The organism is Streptomyces sp. NPDC017890 (genome assembly GCF_044328675.1).
In the GTDB taxonomy this organism is placed as follows: Bacteria; Actinomycetota; Actinomycetes; order Streptomycetales; family Streptomycetaceae; genus Streptomyces.
On sequence record NZ_JBIRHU010000004.1, the window covers coordinates 245,474 to 260,720 of the forward strand.

Below are 15,247 nucleotides of genomic sequence, written 5' to 3' on the forward strand. Positions count from 1 at the left end.
GCTGGGCGGGCTCACCCGGTTCGGCCCCGGCATGGGTGCGTTGATCGCGCGCAGAAGGCTGTGACCGTATGACCACGCTCACTCCGAGGGCCGCAAGCGGCTGCTGTGACCCCGCAGGGCAGAAGTCAGGGGCCCGACTCCGAGGAGTCGGGCCCCGTCTGCGGCGACACCGTCCGGCACGGCCGGCCCGGCACGGTCATCGCCTCCCGGCCTGAGGGCATCGCGCCCGGTGCGCGGTGCTCAGTGACCGGTCTGTGTCAGGCGCGGGACAGGACCGTGTTCACCACCTGGCGCAGCATCGCCTCCGGGTCGGGGGCCGGGCCCGGGGAGCGCCAGGCCACGAAGCCGTCGGGGCGGATCAGGACCGCGCCGCCGTGGGTCACTCCGTGGGCCTTCGCCCAGTCGGTGTCCTCGTCGTCCGGGGTCAGGTCTGCCTCCGGTGTCCTGCCCACGCGGTACGACTTGAGCGGGACCCGCATGTCGGACGCCAGGCGCGTCGCCGCCTCGTGCCAGCCGGTGGGCTGTGCGGCGTCGCTGAGCAGGACCAGGGAGTCCTCGTAGAGGTCCAGGGTGGAGACGCGGGTGGTGGTGCCGGTCTGGTGGAGCCAGAGGTGGGGGGCTCTGCTGCCGGGGGCGCCGGTGAGGTCCAGGCCGTCCGGGACCACCGGTGCTCCCGGGTCGGCGCCGACCACCGCGCCCTGGGTGTAGCGGTAGCCGAGGGCGACGTTGAGGATGCCGCCCTGGGGGCCACCGCCCGGACCGCCGGGACCGCCACCGGGGCCTCCGGCCGGGGCGCCGCCGGGGCCACCGCCCGGACCGCCGGGACCGCCACCCGGGCGTCCGGCCGGGGCACCGCCGGGCCCTCCGCCCGGGCCACCGGGACCGCCACCGGGGCCTCCGGCCGGGGCACCGCCAGGGCCACCAGGACCGCCGGGGCCTCCGGCCGGGGCACCGCCAGGGCCACCGCCAGGACCGCCAGGAAACCCAGCCGGGCCCCCGCCCGTCATCCCCGGCGGAGGTGCGAACCCCGGGTGGCTGTGTTCCACCGAGCGGCCCGCGGCTCGGGCGCTGGTGGCCTCCGCGACCGGGCGGCGTTCCGCGTCGTAGGTGTCCAGGAGGCCCTCGCCCGCCCAGCCCTCCAGGACCGCGGCCAGTTTCCAGGCGAGGTTGTGGGCGTCCTGGATACCGGTGTTGGAGCCGAACGCGCCGGTGGGTGACATCTCGTGGGCCGAGTCGCCGGCCAGGAGCACCCGGCCGGAGCGGTAGCTGCGGGCGACGCGCTGGGCGGCGTGCCAGGGGGCCTTGCCGGTGATCTCGATGTCGAGGTCCGGGGCGCCGATCGCGCGGCGGATGTGGGCGGCGCAGCGCTCGTCGGTGAAGTCCTCGACGGTCTCGCCCTGTTCGGGGTGCCAGGGGGCGTGGAAGACCCAGTTCTCCTGGTTGTCCACGGGGAGGAGGGCTCCGTCGGCCTCCTCGTCGGTGAGGTAGCAGACGATGAAGCGGCGGTCGCCCACGACGTCGGCGAGGCGGCGGGAGCGGAAGGTGACGCTGACGTTGTGGAAGAGGTCGCCGGGGCCGCTCTGGCCGATGCCGAGCTGTTCGCGGACGGGGCTGCGGGGGCCGTCGGCGGCGACCAGGTAGTCGGCGCGGATGGTGGTGTGCTCGCCGGTCTCCCGGCTCTTCACGATCGCGGTGACGCCCTCGGCGTCGGCCTCGAACGACAGCAGTTCCGTACCGAAGCGCAGGTCGCCGCCGAGGTTGGTGGCGTGGGTGAGGAGTTCCGGCTCCAGGTCGTTCTGGCTGCACAGGCACCACGCGCTGGGGCTGAAGCGGGCCAGTCCGCCCCCGGGGTCGATATCCTTGAGCAGCCACTCCCCCGCGTCTTCGACCAGGCTGCGCGTCTGGAAGATGCCGTGGTTCTCGGCCAGGGTGGCGGCGGCCTTCCTGATGTCCGGCTCGGTGCCGGCCACCCGGAAGATCTCCATCGTGCGGACGTTGTTGCCGCGCCCACGGGGGTGGATGGAGGTGCCGGCGTGGCGCTCAACCAGGGTGTGCCGGATGCCCAGCCGCCCCAGGAAGACCGAGGTCGACAGGCCCACCAGGGATCCGCCGACGATGAGGACCGGGACTCGATGGACCCCGGGGGCGGCTCCGCCTGACCGGTCGGCTCTTTCGTTCATTGTTCGTCCTCCGTTGTGGCGAACGTCCGTCGTCTTGTGCCGTGACGGACGTCGTCTTCCGTTGCGACGGACGTGGTCCTTCGTCATGACGGACGCCGTCCTCCGTGGTGACGGACGTGGTCCTTCGTCATGACGGACGCCGTCCTCCGTGGTGACGGACGCCGCCCGCCGTCGTGACGGACGCCGCCCTCCGTGGTGACGGACGCCGCCCTCCGTTTGTCGGACCGTCGTCGCGTGACTCGCCCCGCGACAGGTGTGCGCGAGGGTCTTCATACATGCCCCGTGCGACCCGATGAGGCCCGCGGCGGCTCAGGCTTCACCCGCTTAACCCGTCTGGTTCGCGGTCCTCCCGGGCACGACTCACGATCGTGCTTACTGCGACCGCCGCACCACGCCGGAGCCATGGCGCGCGCCGCGACGATCGCCCCCAGTCCACGAGAAAACCAGTCCAAGAGAAACATCCCGGAGAAGAGGTGGGCCGGATGACGGTCTCTCCCGTCGTAGCGACGGAAACCGTGTCGGCGGATGCCCAGACCACAGGCGCCACGGTGGCCTCGGCCGCCGTGCATGCGGGCGGCGTGCCGATATCCGCGTTCGACGGATCCCGCGTGCGGGTCGTCCTGATGCTGGACATCCACGACGGAACGCAGCAGGAGTTCCTGGACGCCTACGACGGCATCCGCGACCGGGTCGCCGCCGTCCCGGGACACGTCAGCGACCAGCTGTGCCAGTCACTGGACAATCCCACCCAGTGGCTCCTCACCAGCGAATGGGAGAGCGCGGTCCCCTTCCTGGCCTGGGTCAGCAGCGAAGAGCACCTCGACACCGTCGGGCCCCTCCAGGACTATGTGCGCGACACCCACTCCCTGCGCTACAGCGTCCTGCGGGAGACCACCGGCGCACAGCCTCCGTCCGCCGCGGCCGGTGAGCCGCCGCAGTCCGCTCCCCGGATCGGGGAGGACGTCGTACGGCACGCCCTGACGTTCACCGTACGGCCCGGCAGCGAGGGCGAGGTGGCCCGGCTGCTGGCCGACCACGCGCCGCCCGACGCCCGCGTCGACGAGTCCGGACGGCTGCTGCGCACCTCGGTCTTCCTGCACGGCAACCGGGTCGTGCGGGCCGTGGAGGTGCGGGGCGACCTGCAGACCGCACTGCGCCACGTCGCCCAGCAGCCCGGGGTGCGGGCCGTCGAGGAGGCCCTCAACCCGTATCTGGAGCAGGTCCGGGACCTCCGCGATCCGCGGTCCGCCCGGCAGTTCTTGACCCGGGCCGCCATGCCGGCCGTCCACCGCATGACGTCCCGCGTCCCGGCCGACGCCCGCGACGTGCGGATCGGGCTGCTCTACCCGGCCCGGGCCGGCGCCGGTCCGGAACTGGCCCGGCTGCTGGCCCACCAGGACGCGGCCGCCGTCCACGCCCCGGACAGCCCGGTCCGCGCCGCCACCGTCTTCCACCGCGACGACCTCGTCGTGCGGATCGTCGACGTGGCCGGCGATCCGGCCGACGCGCCCGGGTACGTGCTGGGCCTGCACACGTCCGCCGACACCACCGGGGCCACCGGAACCGGCGGGACCGCCGGGGTCGCCGTGGCCGAGCAACTGCTGGACACCGTCGCCGCCGGCGTCGACGGGCCCCTGACGGACCCCCGCACGCTGTCCCTGCTGCTGGCGCGGGCCCGCATGACCCTCCTGACCGACCGGCTCTCGGACGCCTCCTGAACCGGGCGACCGACCACGCGGCCGGGCCGGGCCCAACGGCGCGCCCGCCGTCCGCGCGGACCCTCCGACCTCTCCGACGTCCCACCGCCTCCCGTCATCCCGGAGTGAACGACATGACAGACCAGCAGGTACGCATCGTCTCCCTCGGCGACATCGCGCCGAACCGCCGCCGCGGCGGAGACCTCCGCGCCCTTCTCACGCCCACCACCGCCGGGTCGACCAGCGGCTTCATGGGTGTGGCCATGGTGCAGCCCGGTGACCGGATCGCCGAGCACTACCACCCGTACTCCGAGGAGTTCGTGTACGTCACCGACGGCGCGCTCGAGGTGGACCTGGACGGGGTGCCGCACTCCCTCTCCACCGGGCAGGGGGTGCTGATCCCGCAGGACATGCGCCACCGCTTCCGCAACGTGGGTGACGTCGAGGCCCGCATCGTCTTCCACCTGGGGCCGCTGGCCCCGCGGCCGGAGCTGGGGCATGTCGACACCGAGGACGCCGCGGGCAACGCCCTCCCCCACGACCGGGACCACGCGGGATGCGCAGGGCACGCAGGGCACGAGCGTCCCGCCCCCGCCACCGCGGCCGAGGCGGTGTCATGACCCGGCGTCGGGTCGCCGTCACGGGTATAGGCGTCGTCGCCCCGGGCGGGATCGGCGTGCCCCAGTTCTGGGGGCTGCTGTCCGACGGCCGTACGGCGACGCGCCGCATCTCCCTGTTCGACCCCTCCGCGCTGCGTTCGCAGATCGCCGCCGAGTGCGACTTCGAACCGTCCGAGCACGGGCTGGACATCGCCACCGTCCAGCGCAACGACCGCTACGTTCAGTTCGCGCTCGTCGCCGCCGCCGAGGCGGTGCGGGACGCGCACCTCGACATGGCGCGGGAGGACCCCTGGCGGGCCGGCGCCACGCTGGGCACGGCGGTCGGCGGCACCACCCGGCTGGAGCACGACTACGTTCTCGTCAGCGAGCACGGCTCGCGCTGGGACGTGGACGGCCGGCGGGCCGAGCCGCACCTGGAGCGGGCCTTCACCCCGGCGACGCTGTCCTCGGCCGTGGCCGAGGAGTTCGGCGTGCGCGGGCCGGTGCAGACCGTGTCCACCGGGTGCACGTCCGGCCTGGACGCGGTGGGGTACGCCTACCACGCGGTCGCCGAGGGACGCGTCGACGTGTGCCTGGCGGGCGCGGCGGACTCGCCGATATCGCCGATCACCATGGCCTGCTTCGACGCCATCAAGGCGACCTCGCCCAGCAACGACGACCCCGCGCACGCCTCCCGGCCCTTCGACGCCGACCGCAACGGCTTCGTCATGGGCGAGGGCGCGGCGGTGCTCGTCCTGGAGGACCTGGAGCACGCCCGGGCCCGTGGTGCCGACGTGTACTGCGAGATCTCCGGCTACGCCACCTTCGGCAACGCCTACCACATGACCGGGCTCACCAAGGAGGGCCTGGAGATGGCGCGGGCCATCGACACGGCGCTCGACATGGCCGAACTGGACGGCTCCGCCATCGACTACGTCAACGCGCACGGCTCCGGCACCCAGCAGAACGACCGGCACGAGACCGCGGCCGTCAAACGCTCGCTGGGCGAGCACGCCTACGCGACGCCGATGAGCTCGATCAAGTCCATGGTGGGCCACTCGCTGGGCGCGATCGGCTCGATCGAGCTGGCCGCGTGCGTGCTGGCGATGGCCCACCAGGTGGTGCCGCCCACGGCCAACTACACGACCCCCGACCCCGAGTGCGACCTGGACTACGTGCCGCGCGAGGCACGGGAGCGGACGCTGCGGCACGTGCTGTCCGTGGGCAGCGGCTTCGGCGGCTTCCAGTCCGCCGTCGTACTGAGCGGTTGTGAAGGAGGGCTGCGATGAGCGGACCACAACGGACCATGCGCCGTCAGCAGGACGGAACCAGGCGGGCCGTCGTCACCGGACTCGGTGTGGTGTCCCCGCACGGCATCGGTGTCGAGGCGTTCTGGAAGGCGGTCGAGGACGGCGCCAGCAGCCTCGGCCCCGTCACCCGCGAGGGCTGCGGCCATCTGCCGCTGCGGGTCGCGGGCGAGGTACGCGGCTTCGACGCGGCCGACACGGTCGAGGACCGCTACCTCGTCCAGACCGACCGGTTCACCCACTTCGCGCTGACCGCCACCCACCTCGCCCTGGCCGACGCCCGGTTCGGGCGCGCCGACGTCGAGTCGCCGTACTCGGTGGGCGTGGTCACCGCCGCGGGGTCCGGCGGCGGCGAGTTCGGGCAGCGGGAGCTGCAGAACCTGTGGGGCCAGGGGTCGCGGTACGTCGGCCCGTACCAGTCGATCGCCTGGTTCTACGCGGCCAGCACCGGCCAGGTCTCCATCCGCAACGACTTCAAGGGCCCCTGCGGGGTCGTCGCCGCCGACGAGGCGGGGGGTCTGGACGCCCTGGCGCACGCGGCGCTCGCCGTACGCAACGGGACCGACACGGTGGTCTGCGGCGCGACGGAGGCGCCGTTGGCCCCGTACTCGGTCGTCTGCCAGCTGGGCTACCCCGAGCTGAGCCGCGCCACCGAACCCGACCGGGCCTACCGCCCGTTCACCAGCGCGGCCTGCGGGTTCGCGCCGGCCGAGGGCGGTGCCGTGCTCCTGGTGGAGGAGGAGGAGGCAGCCCGGAACCGCGGGGCCGACGTGCGGGCGACGGTGGCCGGGCACGCGGCGACCTTCACCGGTCCCTCCCGCTGGGCGGAGTCCCGGGCCGGGCTGGCCCACGCGATCGAGGGCGCGCTGGCCGAGGCGGGCTGCCGGCCCGAGGAGGTGGACGTGGTGTTCGCGGACGCCCTCGGCGTCCCGGAGGCCGACCGGGCCGAGGCCCTGGCCCTCGCCGACGCGCTCGGCCCGCACGCCCGGCGCGTGCCGGTCACCGCGCCCAAGACCGGGACCGGGCGGGCGTACTGCGCGGCGCCGGTGCTGGACGTGGCGACCGCTGTGCTCGCCATGGAACACGGGCTGATCCCGCCCACCCCGCATGTGTTCGACGTGTGCCACGACCTGGACGTGGTGGCCGGCCGCGCCCGCCCCGCCCAGACCCGCACGGCCCTGGTCCTCGGCCGCGGGCTCATGGGCTCCAACTCGGCGCTCGTCCTGCGGCACGGCGGCACCGGCACCGCGCCGTCCGCGCACGGATGACCAAGGACCGGCCACCGGTGACGGACCCCCGGTCGCCGGTGACGGCCACCGGCCACCGGTGACGGCCACTGGCTGACGGCCGGCGACCGGCGGCCGGCCGATGACCGGGCCGACGACCGGCCCGGCCCGACCCGACCACTGCCCACCCCCAGTGAGCGCCGCTTCCGGGCGAGCGCCGACCCGAGTGAAGGAGCACCCCGCATGACCGACCAAGTGGACTACCAGGTGACCGTCGACGAGCTGGCGGCGCTGATGAAGCGCACCGCCGGCGTACACGTCGACCCGGTCACCCTCCAGCAGCAGGCCGACGCCGGTTTCGACACCTTCGGCCTGGACTCCCTCGGCCTGCTGGGCATCGTGGCCGAGCTGGAGAAGCGGTACGGGCTGGGCCTGCCGGAGCAGGCCGAGCGCTGCAAGACGCCCGAGGATTTCCTCGCGCTGATCAACGGCGCCCTGAAGACGGGAGTGTGACGTGGCAGGCCACACCGACAACGAGATCACCATCGCCGCGCCGATGGAGCTGGTCTGGGACATGACCAACGACATCGACGACTGGCCCCGGCTGTTCAGCGAGTACGCCTCCGTGGACGTGCTCGACCGCGACGGCGACCGCGTCACGTTCCGGCTCACCATGCACCCGGACGCGGACGGCAAGGTGTGGAGCTGGGTCTCCGAGCGCGTCGCCGACCCGACGACCCGCACCGTCCGCGCCCACCGGGTCGAGACCGGCCCCTTCCAGTACATGAACATCGTCTGGGAGTACGCCGAGACCGCGGACGGCACCCGGATGCGCTGGATCCAGGACTTCGCGATGAAGCCGGACGCGCCCGTGGACGACGCCTGGATGACCGACAACATCAACCGCAACTCGCGCACGCAGATGGCCCTGATCCGGGACCGGATCGAGCAGGCGGCGGGCGAGCGGCGTCCCGCCTCGGTGCTCGCCGACTGACACCGGCCGACACCGGCCGCCACCGACCCGCACCGACGACACCGACTGACACCCACGGAGGGCACCTCCCCATGCACCACACCCTGATCGTCGCCCGGATGGCACCGGGTGCGGCACCGGACATCGCGAAGGTGTTCGCCGAGTCCGACAGCGGCGAGCTGCCCCACCTGGTGGGAGTCAACCGGCGCAGTCTCTTCGAGTTCGGTGACGGCGTGTACCTGCACCTCATCGAAAGTGATGAGGACCCGGCCCCCACCATCGGCAGGCTGACCGGGCATCCGGAGTTCCGCCAGGTCAGCGAGCGGCTCGAGCCGTACGTGTCGGCGTACGACCCGGCGACCTGGCGCGGTCCCAAGGACGCGATGGCGCGCTGCTTCTACCGGTGGGAGCGGACCACCGTCGGCTGACGGACCGCTGCTGCCCACACCTCGTCGGGGCTGCCCGGGTTCTTCCCGGGCAGCCCCGACGCACGTGTGCGCGTACGACGGCGGTGAAAGGGCTCGCGGACCTTTCGGGGCACCGAAGGGTTGTACCGCCGGGACCGAACACCCGTGTGAGAAGGGCCACTTGTGTCCGAGGATGTTTTCGTACGTCCTTCCGCTTTGATCTTTAGTACAAAAGCACACAGGAGTCCACTGTGCGCACCCCGCCGATCAGCAGAGAGGACGCACGTCGTGGGCCGATCCACAGGCCGCCGTTCCCGCCGAGGAAGCACCTCGGAGAACGATGGGCGAGTATCCCGCGCCCGCAGGCGGCGGCGCCGCAGATCCGCCAGGATGGTCCTGGCCGGCCTGACCTTCGGTGCCGTACTGCTCGCGGGAGGCGCCGCCGTCGCGTACTGGCGGGACACCCGGCCCCCGGCGACGGACGACCAGAGGGCCGACGTCGCCGACGCCCTGGACGCCGTCGAGCACACGGCCGCTCCCGACGCCGCCGGAGGGGCGCCGTCCGGCTCGCCGGGCGCCTCCGCGTCGCCGTCGCCGAAGGCCTCCCCGTCGCCCTCTCCCTCCCCCTCCACCATCGCCATTCCCGCGAGCGGCCCCGGCACCTTCGTCACCGCGAAGGCCGACGGCACGACCGTGGGCACCGGCAGCCGGGTACGCCGTTACAAGGTCCTGGTCGAGGAGGGCGTCGACATCCGGGCGACCGCCGCCGCGGACGAGATATCCGACGTGCTCGCGAACCGCCGCGGCTGGACCCAGGACGGGAAGAACTCCTTCCGGCTGGTGAGCTCCGGCTCGTACGACTTCGCGGTGAAGATCGCCACGCCGGGCACCGTCGACGAGATCTGCGGCGCCTACGGCCTGCAGACCCGGGGCGAGGTGAACTGCGCGGTCGGCACGGACGTCGTGGTGAACCTCAAGCGCTGGGTGCTGGGCTCCCCTCAGTTCGACGGCCCGATCGGCGAGTACCGGGCGCTGATCATCAACCACGAGGTCGGCCACCGCCTCGGCCACAACCACGAGACCTGCCCCGGCCCCGGTCTGCCCGCCCCGGCGATGATGCAGCAGATCAAGGGCCTCAAGGGATGCGTCGCCAACGCCTGGCCCTACGACAGCGACGGCGACTACCTGGGCGGCCCCTCGGTCCCTTGATCGAATCCGATTCCCTGCCGGAGCGGTGATAGATCCGCCCGCCGTTTCCGTACCTCCTGGCGAACACGTACGAGTACAAGCACGAGTACGAGTACGAGTACGAGTACGAGTACGAGACTCTCGCGTCGTCCCCTGGAGGCACCATGCGTCTGTCCCGCAGCAGGATCGGAGTCGTCGTCCTGTTCGGTGCGATGACCCTGACCCTCACCGCGCTGGCCTTCCCGGCCATGCTCGGTCTGGACAGGGCCGACGGCAACCAGGACCGGGTCATCGCCGGCACCAGGTTCGGGCCGCTCACCGAGGCGGACCGGGACTTCGTGGTCAAGGTCCGGGCCGCCGGGCTGTGGGAGTACCCGCTGGGCGAGATCGTGATGGAGCGCGGTACGACCAAGGCGATGAAGACGGCCGGCGAGCATCTGGTCGTCGGTCACGCCGGACTGGACGCGATGTGCCGCGAGATCTCCCCCGAACTGGGCATCACGCTGCCCAACCGGGCCTCCCCGCAGCAGGAGGGCTTCGTGGCGACGGTGGAGGCCAAGAGCGGCGGGGAGTTCGACTCGTCGGCGGTCAACATCATGCGGGTGACCCACGGTCAGATCTTCCCGGCGATCGCCAAGATCCGGGCCACCACCAAGAACACGCTCGTGCGGCAGCTGGCCGACCTGGCCAACGACACCGTCCTGGACCACATCACGGTGCTGGAGAAGACCGGGCTGGTCGAGTACGACAAGGTCACCTTCCTGCAGACCGGCCCGGCGAAGCTGCCGAGGGAGAAGGTCACGCCGCCCCCTCCGCAGCCGGGAGAGCGGGTGCTGGTGCTCAAGCCGCGGCCCGACCTGAACGTGAACACGTCCTCCCCGACGCCCGCTCCCTCGCCGGCGGCCCCTTGACGCCCTGAACGGGTCAGGCGCCGTCGGCCGCCGTGACGTCCGCGGTGATGTCCGCGGTGACGTCCGCGGCCCAGCCGAGCGGATGCGGCTGGGGGTCGTCCGGCGCCGGGGCGAGGGGCTCGCCGCCGGCCTCGCTGAAGGCGGTGAGCGCCTCGACGAGGGCCGCCCGCTGGTGCGGCGCGAGCCGTTCGACGATCGCGGTGATCTCGGCGCGGCGCCGGGCGCTGACGTTCGCGACGGTGTGCCGGCCCTCGTCGGTGAGGCGGAGCAGGGTCTCGCGCCGGTTGTGGGGGTTGGTCTGCCGGTCGGCGAGCCCGGCCGCGATCAGCCGGTCGACCATGCGCATCGCCGTCGACGGGGCGACCTGGAGGTGGTCGGCGAGCGCGACCAGTTTGGTGGCCCCCCTGGTGGAGAGCACCATCAGCATCCGGAACTGGGGCAGCGTGACCCGTTCCTCCACTTCGGCGAGGGACCTCGCGGAGACGGCCACCAGCAGTCGCGACGCGGCCAGCACGGCCCTGGTGACCGCGTCGACATCGTCCGTGCCCCCGACGGGCATCTCACGCTCCGGCATGTGTCCTTTCTACCGCGCCGGAGTCCCTGCTCACCCACCCGACCGGAACAAGGGAGCCGGCCCCGGCAACCGGACCGGCGCGAACGGAACGGCGACCACTGCCCAACCATCTTTCCCCTGTGCAAAGGTGGAAGCGGAAGGCGGTTCCCGCCCCGGACCTGCACCGGTCGCCCGCGAGAGCCCGAACCCCGAACCCGGAGGGTGCCAATGGCACGCACGGACATCACATCCCGTCGGCCCCGGCGGCCCGCCGGCCGGTGGCGCACCGCCGCACGCCTGCCGATCCTCCTCTTCCGCGCGGGACTCGGGCCGCTCTTCGGGAAGCGGCTGCTCCTGCTGCACCACGTCGGCCGGATCAGCGGCCGGGACCGCCGGGTGGTCCTCGAAGTGGTCGCCCACGACTCCTGTGAGACCGGCTCCGGCGAGTACGGCTCTTTCGAGTACGGCTGCGCCGAGCCGCCCGGGCAGAGTTGGACCGTCGCCTCAGGCTTCGGTCCGCGGGCGGACTGGTACCGGAACCTGCGTCAGCAGCCCAAGACGGTCATCCAGTTCGGCAACCGCCACCACGCCGTCACCGCCCACTTCCTGACCGCCGAAGACGGCGCCGGGATCATGGCGGAGTACGCCCGGCGGCATCCGGGAACGGCCCGGCGGCTCTGCGCGTTCATGGGATTGGCGGTGGACGGCGGCGAGGCGTCGTTCCGCGAGGCCGGACGGGCCATTCCCTTCGTGCGGCTCGTCGCGGCCTTCGGAGACCGCCGGCCTTGACCAGCGGCCGCCGGGTCGGTGGCGGGCGGAGGAGAGCGGCCGGGGACCCTGGCGATCACTTTTTGCACTGTGCAATGATCCGCCCGAGGGCCGCGGTCCGCCGGCACTCCCGCCCGGCCGCCGTACAGGCCGGAGGAAGAGAAGCCGTACGGGCCGAGGAAGAGAAGAAGAGAGGAAGAGCGGGACCATGACCGCTTCCGGGCCGGGCAGCGGCGCCACGCCGGACGAGCCGGACCGTACGCCTGCCGTTCCGGAGTACGTCTGGCGGCAGTTCCTGGAGGACGACGAGCGCGCCATCCGCGCCTCCGCCCCCAGAGAGCCCGCCGCGCGCGAGCGGACTCCCGGATGGCCGCCCGGGCCACCCTGCGACGTGGTCGGCGAGCCGTGGCAGCCGGAGGATCCGTGGACCGGCCCGGCCTGGCGCGAGCTGGGCGGCCGCGCCCGGGTCCGGCGGGTCGGCCGGGTGGTCGGCACCGCCGCCGCGGTCGCCCTCGCCCTGACCGCGTGGTCGCAGTTGTCCACCGGGCCCGGCGCCCCGGGCGGCGAACCGGCCGACACGATCGGACGGCACCTGGAGGAGAGTCCGCTCCTGCCGACAGCGGCCTCCCTCGCGCCGACGGCGTCCGGTTCCGCGAGCCCCGCGGTCTTCGAACCCGCCCCGTCCGCCGTCCCCCGGACGTCGGCCTCCCCCTGGACGATCGGCTGACCGCTCGCCGGCGCGCCGCTCCCGCGGTTCCCGTCCCGGAAGGCGTCAGGCGCTGCGCGTGCGGGACGCCGCCTTCCTGGCGGTGCTCTTCGGCGCGGAACTCTTCGCGGACCGGGCGGACTTCGTCGCCGGCTTCCCGGTGGCGGAGGCCGTCGCCTTCTTCGCCTCCGTCTTCCGCGTCTCCGTCTTCCGCGTCTCCGTCTTCCGCGTCTCCGGCTGCTGCCTCTCTGCCGCCTGCGTCCCCGTCTTCCGTGTCTCCGTCTTCCGTGTCTCCGTCTTCCGCGCCTGTGCCTTCTGCGCGGCCGGCTCCTTCGCGGCCGGCTCCTTCACAGATGTCTTCCTCGCGGACGTCTTCTTCGCGGCCGTCTTCTTCGCCGCCGTCGACGTCGACTTCTTGCCGCCCGTCTCCTTGGGCGTCCGCCGGGACGACGTCCCGCGCCGCGGCAGGGTCCTGACCTCGGCCTCGGCCTCCTCGGCCGGTCCGGCCCCTTCTTCCCCGCCCCGGGACTGCCGCGCCGCCCGCACGCTGTTCTCCAGCGCGGCCATCAGGTCCAGCACCTTCCCGGGCGGCGCCGCCTCCGGAGTCGCGGGGGGCGCTTCCCCGGCGGCCTTCGCGGCGATGACCTCCTCCAGGGCCTCGCGGTACTCGTCGTGCAGATCGTCCAGGTCGATCTCACCGAGCGTGTCCATCAGGGCGTCGGCGAGGTCCAGCTCCCGGTCCCGGACGGTGACACCGGCGTCGTGGGCGATGCCCTCGGGGGCGCGCACCTCGTCCGGCCAGAGCAGGGAGTGCATCGCGATGGCGTCGCCGGTGACCCGGAGCATGCCGAGGCGCTCACGGCCCCGCAGCGCGAACTTGGCGATGGCGACCCGGTTGCTGCGCCCCAGCGCCTCGCGCAGCAGCGTGTACGGCTTGGCGGCGGGGGCACCGCTCGCCGCGAGGTAGTACGCGGAACCCATCTGGAGCGGATCGACGCGCTCCTCCGGCACGAAGGCCACGATCTCGATCGTCCGCGCGGTCGGGACCGGCAGCTGGGCCAGGTCCTCGTCGGTGATCGGGATCATCGAGCCGTCGGCGTCCTCGTAGGCCTTGCCGATCTCGTCCTGGCCGACCTCCCGGTCCTCCAGCTCGCATACCTTGCGGTAGCGGATCCGGCCGCCGTCCTCCGTGTGGATCTGGCGGAAGGAGACCGCATGGCTCTCGGTCGCGTTCATCAGCTTGACCGGGATGCTGACCAAACCGAAGGAGACCGCGCCGTTCCAGATGGATCGCACGTGCAGCACCCTTTCCTGTCGGTCGGCCACCGGACGACCGCCGGGCGGTTTGTCCGTATTTCATGAGATTCTCATGGTATGGCGCCTATCACTGAGGTGGAGGGGCGACGGGTCGCCCTCAGCAACCTGGACAAGGTGCTGTATCCCGCGACCGGCCTCACCAAGGGCGAGCTGCTGCACTACTACGCGACGGTCGCCGAGGTGCTGCTGCCGCACCTGCGCGACCGTCCGGTCTCCTTCCTGAGGTACCCGGACGGCCCGGACGGCCAGGTGTTCTTCACCAAGAACGTGCCGCCGGGTACGCCCGACTGGGTCACCACGGCCGAGGTGCCCCGGTCGGAGGGACCGGCGCGGATGGTGCTGGTCCAGGACCTGGCGAGCCTGATGTGGGCGGCGAACCTGGTGACCGAGTTCCACACGCATCAGTGGACCGCGGACGACCCCGACGAGGCCGACCGGCTGGTGTTCGACCTCGACCCCGGGCCGCCCGCGACCGTCACGCACTGCTGCGAGGTCGCGCTGTGGCTGCGGGAACGGCTGGCGGCGGACGGGATCGAGGCGTACGCCAAGACGTCCGGGGCGAAGGGGCTGCATCTGCTGGCGGGGGTGCGGGGGTCGTCGTCGGAGCGGGTGTCGGAGTACGCGAAGGCGCTCGCCGTGGAGGCGGAGCGGGCCCTGCCGAGGCTCGTGGTGCACCGGATGACGCGCAGCCTGCGGCCGGGGAAGGTGTTCGTCGACTGGAGCCAGAACGCCGCCCGCAAGACCACGGCCACTCCGTACACGATGCGGGCCCGCTCCGATCCGGCGGTCTCCACGCCGGTGACGTGGGACGAGGTGGCCGGGTGCCGGCGGGCGGAGCAGTTCGTCTTCCGGGCCGAGGACGTCGGGCCGCGAGTGCGGGACCACGGCGACCTGCTGGCGCCGCTGTTCGACCGGCGGCGTGCGGCGGCCCTGCCCTGATCCGCGACGGTCCTCCACCCGGGGCCCGTGACCGCCCGGGCCCTCCCGGGCTCTCAGACGCACGCCCAGGTGGCTCGGTCCCGGGCCATGGCGTGCCGGGCCTCCACGTCCGCCGGCCTGAGCGTCCCGCCCGGGCGGGCGAGGTCCGGCAACTCCTCGTCGGTGAGGACGCGGACCGAGCGGGGCGCGCCGTGACGGCCACGTGCGCCGGGCCGACGATGACGAGGACGGGGTGCACCTCGGCCGTCAGGGCGCAGGAGGCCCGGTCGGCGTCGGCGCGGACCCGGCGCAGCGGGGGGAACGGTTCACGACGGCCCAGCGCGACCAGGGGCTCGGTGATGTGGACGCGCTGCCTGCGGGCGGGCAGCGCGTGGACGGCGTAGAGGCCGCCGGGCCGATCACCAGGTGGTGGACGCGGTCGCCGCCGGGCAGCGGGACGGAGTGCAGGGTGTGCCGGCCGGCGCCGTCCAGTCGGC

Annotated in this window: 15 protein-coding genes and 1 pseudogene; 12 read left to right on the forward strand and 4 right to left on the reverse strand. The window is 73.0% G+C overall.

From position 1 onward, the window contains the following. Window positions 1–257: 257 nt before the first annotated feature. Window positions 258–2,180 (reverse strand): FAD-dependent oxidoreductase, encoded by a 1,923-nt coding sequence (locus ACH4F2_RS07610; protein WP_398131761.1) that lies wholly within the window; start codon window positions 2,178–2,180, stop codon window positions 258–260. Between the two features lie 482 nt (window positions 2,181–2,662). On the opposite strand from ACH4F2_RS07610, the gene ACH4F2_RS07615 reads away from it, so the two are divergent. The 9 genes from ACH4F2_RS07615 to ACH4F2_RS07655 all read left to right on the forward strand — a co-directional run bounded on the left by ACH4F2_RS07615 (window position 2,663) and on the right by ACH4F2_RS07655 (window position 10,488). Beyond that, window positions 2,663–3,898 (forward strand): SchA/CurD-like domain-containing protein, encoded by a 1,236-nt coding sequence (locus tag ACH4F2_RS07615; protein WP_398131762.1) that lies wholly within the window; start codon window positions 2,663–2,665, stop codon window positions 3,896–3,898. Window positions 3,899–4,011: 113 nt separating this feature from the next. Further along, window positions 4,012–4,497, forward strand: a complete 486-nt coding sequence (locus ACH4F2_RS07620) for a cupin domain-containing protein (protein WP_398131763.1) — start codon at window positions 4,012–4,014, stop codon at window positions 4,495–4,497. Next, the gene (locus ACH4F2_RS07625; protein WP_398131764.1) at window positions 4,494–5,765 is read left to right on the forward strand and encodes a beta-ketoacyl-[acyl-carrier-protein] synthase family protein; all 1,272 of its coding nucleotides are present in this window, start codon (window positions 4,494–4,496) and stop codon (window positions 5,763–5,765) included. Before ACH4F2_RS07620 ends, ACH4F2_RS07625 begins: the two co-directional genes overlap by 4 nt. Further along, on the forward strand, window positions 5,762–7,051 hold the full coding sequence (locus tag ACH4F2_RS07630; RefSeq protein ID WP_398131765.1) for a ketosynthase chain-length factor: 1,290 nt from the start codon (window positions 5,762–5,764) through the stop codon (window positions 7,049–7,051). Before ACH4F2_RS07625 ends, ACH4F2_RS07630 begins: the two co-directional genes overlap by 4 nt. Window positions 7,052–7,252: 201 nt before the next feature. Then, window positions 7,253–7,522: an acyl carrier protein gene (locus ACH4F2_RS07635; protein WP_398131766.1), complete on the forward strand. Its 270-nt coding sequence runs from the start codon at window positions 7,253–7,255 to the stop codon at window positions 7,520–7,522. Window position 7,523: 1 nt separating this feature from the next. Continuing rightward, on the forward strand, window positions 7,524–8,003 hold the full coding sequence (locus tag ACH4F2_RS07640) for an SRPBCC family protein (protein WP_398131767.1): 480 nt from the start codon (window positions 7,524–7,526) through the stop codon (window positions 8,001–8,003). A 71-nt stretch (window positions 8,004–8,074) separates the two neighbouring features. After that, the gene (locus tag ACH4F2_RS07645; RefSeq protein WP_398131768.1) at window positions 8,075–8,410 is read left to right on the forward strand and encodes a TcmI family type II polyketide cyclase; all 336 of its coding nucleotides are present in this window, start codon (window positions 8,075–8,077) and stop codon (window positions 8,408–8,410) included. Between the two features lie 267 nt (window positions 8,411–8,677). After that, the gene (locus ACH4F2_RS07650; protein ID WP_398131769.1) at window positions 8,678–9,598 is read left to right on the forward strand and encodes a DUF3152 domain-containing protein; all 921 of its coding nucleotides are present in this window, start codon (window positions 8,678–8,680) and stop codon (window positions 9,596–9,598) included. 143 nt (window positions 9,599–9,741) lie between these two features. Then, on the forward strand, window positions 9,742–10,488 hold the full coding sequence (locus ACH4F2_RS07655) for a DUF4142 domain-containing protein (RefSeq protein ID WP_398131770.1): 747 nt from the start codon (window positions 9,742–9,744) through the stop codon (window positions 10,486–10,488). 13 nt (window positions 10,489–10,501) lie between these two features. Here the strand turns inward: ACH4F2_RS07655 and ACH4F2_RS07660 are convergent, their stop codons facing one another. Beyond that, window positions 10,502–11,062 (reverse strand): MarR family winged helix-turn-helix transcriptional regulator, encoded by a 561-nt coding sequence (locus ACH4F2_RS07660; RefSeq protein ID WP_398131771.1) that lies wholly within the window; start codon window positions 11,060–11,062, stop codon window positions 10,502–10,504. Between the two features lie 207 nt (window positions 11,063–11,269). Here ACH4F2_RS07660 and ACH4F2_RS07665 point away from each other — a divergent pair, with 207 nt between their 5' ends. Continuing rightward, window positions 11,270–11,830, forward strand: a complete 561-nt coding sequence (locus ACH4F2_RS07665; protein WP_398131772.1) for a nitroreductase family deazaflavin-dependent oxidoreductase — start codon at window positions 11,270–11,272, stop codon at window positions 11,828–11,830. 187 nt (window positions 11,831–12,017) lie between these two features. Next, entirely contained in the window at window positions 12,018–12,536 is a 519-nt protein-coding gene (locus ACH4F2_RS07670; protein ID WP_398131773.1) for a hypothetical protein, read from the forward strand. A gap of 45 nt (window positions 12,537–12,581) precedes the next feature. On the opposite strand, the gene ACH4F2_RS07675 is transcribed toward ACH4F2_RS07670, so the two are convergent. Beyond that, window positions 12,582–13,811: a Ku protein gene (locus tag ACH4F2_RS07675; protein WP_398131774.1), complete on the reverse strand. Its 1,230-nt coding sequence runs from the start codon at window positions 13,809–13,811 to the stop codon at window positions 12,582–12,584. 78 nt (window positions 13,812–13,889) lie between these two features. Here ACH4F2_RS07675 and ligD point away from each other — a divergent pair, with 78 nt between their 5' ends. Next, window positions 13,890–14,771: a non-homologous end-joining DNA ligase gene (gene ligD, locus ACH4F2_RS07680; protein WP_398131775.1), complete on the forward strand. Its 882-nt coding sequence runs from the start codon at window positions 13,890–13,892 to the stop codon at window positions 14,769–14,771. 53 nt (window positions 14,772–14,824) lie between these two features. Here the strand turns inward: ligD and ACH4F2_RS07685 are convergent. Beyond that, a pseudogene (locus ACH4F2_RS07685) lies at window positions 14,825–15,245 on the reverse strand (NERD domain-containing protein); the annotation flags it as partial. Window positions 15,246–15,247: the final 2 nt, after the last annotated feature.

Bases quoted from the DNA above. Each gene is read 5' to 3' on its own strand.
- ACH4F2_RS07610 (WP_398131761.1), bottom strand. From the start codon at position 2,180: ATGAACGAAAGAGCCGACCGGTCAGGCGGAGCCGCCCCCGGGGTCCAT.
- ACH4F2_RS07615 (WP_398131762.1), top strand. From the start codon at position 2,663: ATGACGGTCTCTCCCGTCGTAGCGACGGAAACCGTGTCGGCGGATGCC.
- ACH4F2_RS07620 (WP_398131763.1), top strand. From the start codon at position 4,012: ATGACAGACCAGCAGGTACGCATCGTCTCCCTCGGCGACATCGCGCCG.
- ACH4F2_RS07625 (WP_398131764.1), top strand. From the start codon at position 4,494: ATGACCCGGCGTCGGGTCGCCGTCACGGGTATAGGCGTCGTCGCCCCG.
- ACH4F2_RS07630 (WP_398131765.1), top strand. From the start codon at position 5,762: ATGAGCGGACCACAACGGACCATGCGCCGTCAGCAGGACGGAACCAGG.
- ACH4F2_RS07635 (WP_398131766.1), top strand. From the start codon at position 7,253: ATGACCGACCAAGTGGACTACCAGGTGACCGTCGACGAGCTGGCGGCG.
- ACH4F2_RS07645 (WP_398131768.1), top strand. From the start codon at position 8,075: ATGCACCACACCCTGATCGTCGCCCGGATGGCACCGGGTGCGGCACCG.
- ACH4F2_RS07655 (WP_398131770.1), top strand. From the start codon at position 9,742: ATGCGTCTGTCCCGCAGCAGGATCGGAGTCGTCGTCCTGTTCGGTGCG.
- ACH4F2_RS07660 (WP_398131771.1), bottom strand. From the start codon at position 11,062: ATGCCGGAGCGTGAGATGCCCGTCGGGGGCACGGACGATGTCGACGCG.
- ACH4F2_RS07665 (WP_398131772.1), top strand. From the start codon at position 11,270: ATGGCACGCACGGACATCACATCCCGTCGGCCCCGGCGGCCCGCCGGC.
- ACH4F2_RS07670 (WP_398131773.1), top strand. From the start codon at position 12,018: ATGACCGCTTCCGGGCCGGGCAGCGGCGCCACGCCGGACGAGCCGGAC.
- ligD (WP_398131775.1), top strand. From the start codon at position 13,890: ATGGCGCCTATCACTGAGGTGGAGGGGCGACGGGTCGCCCTCAGCAAC.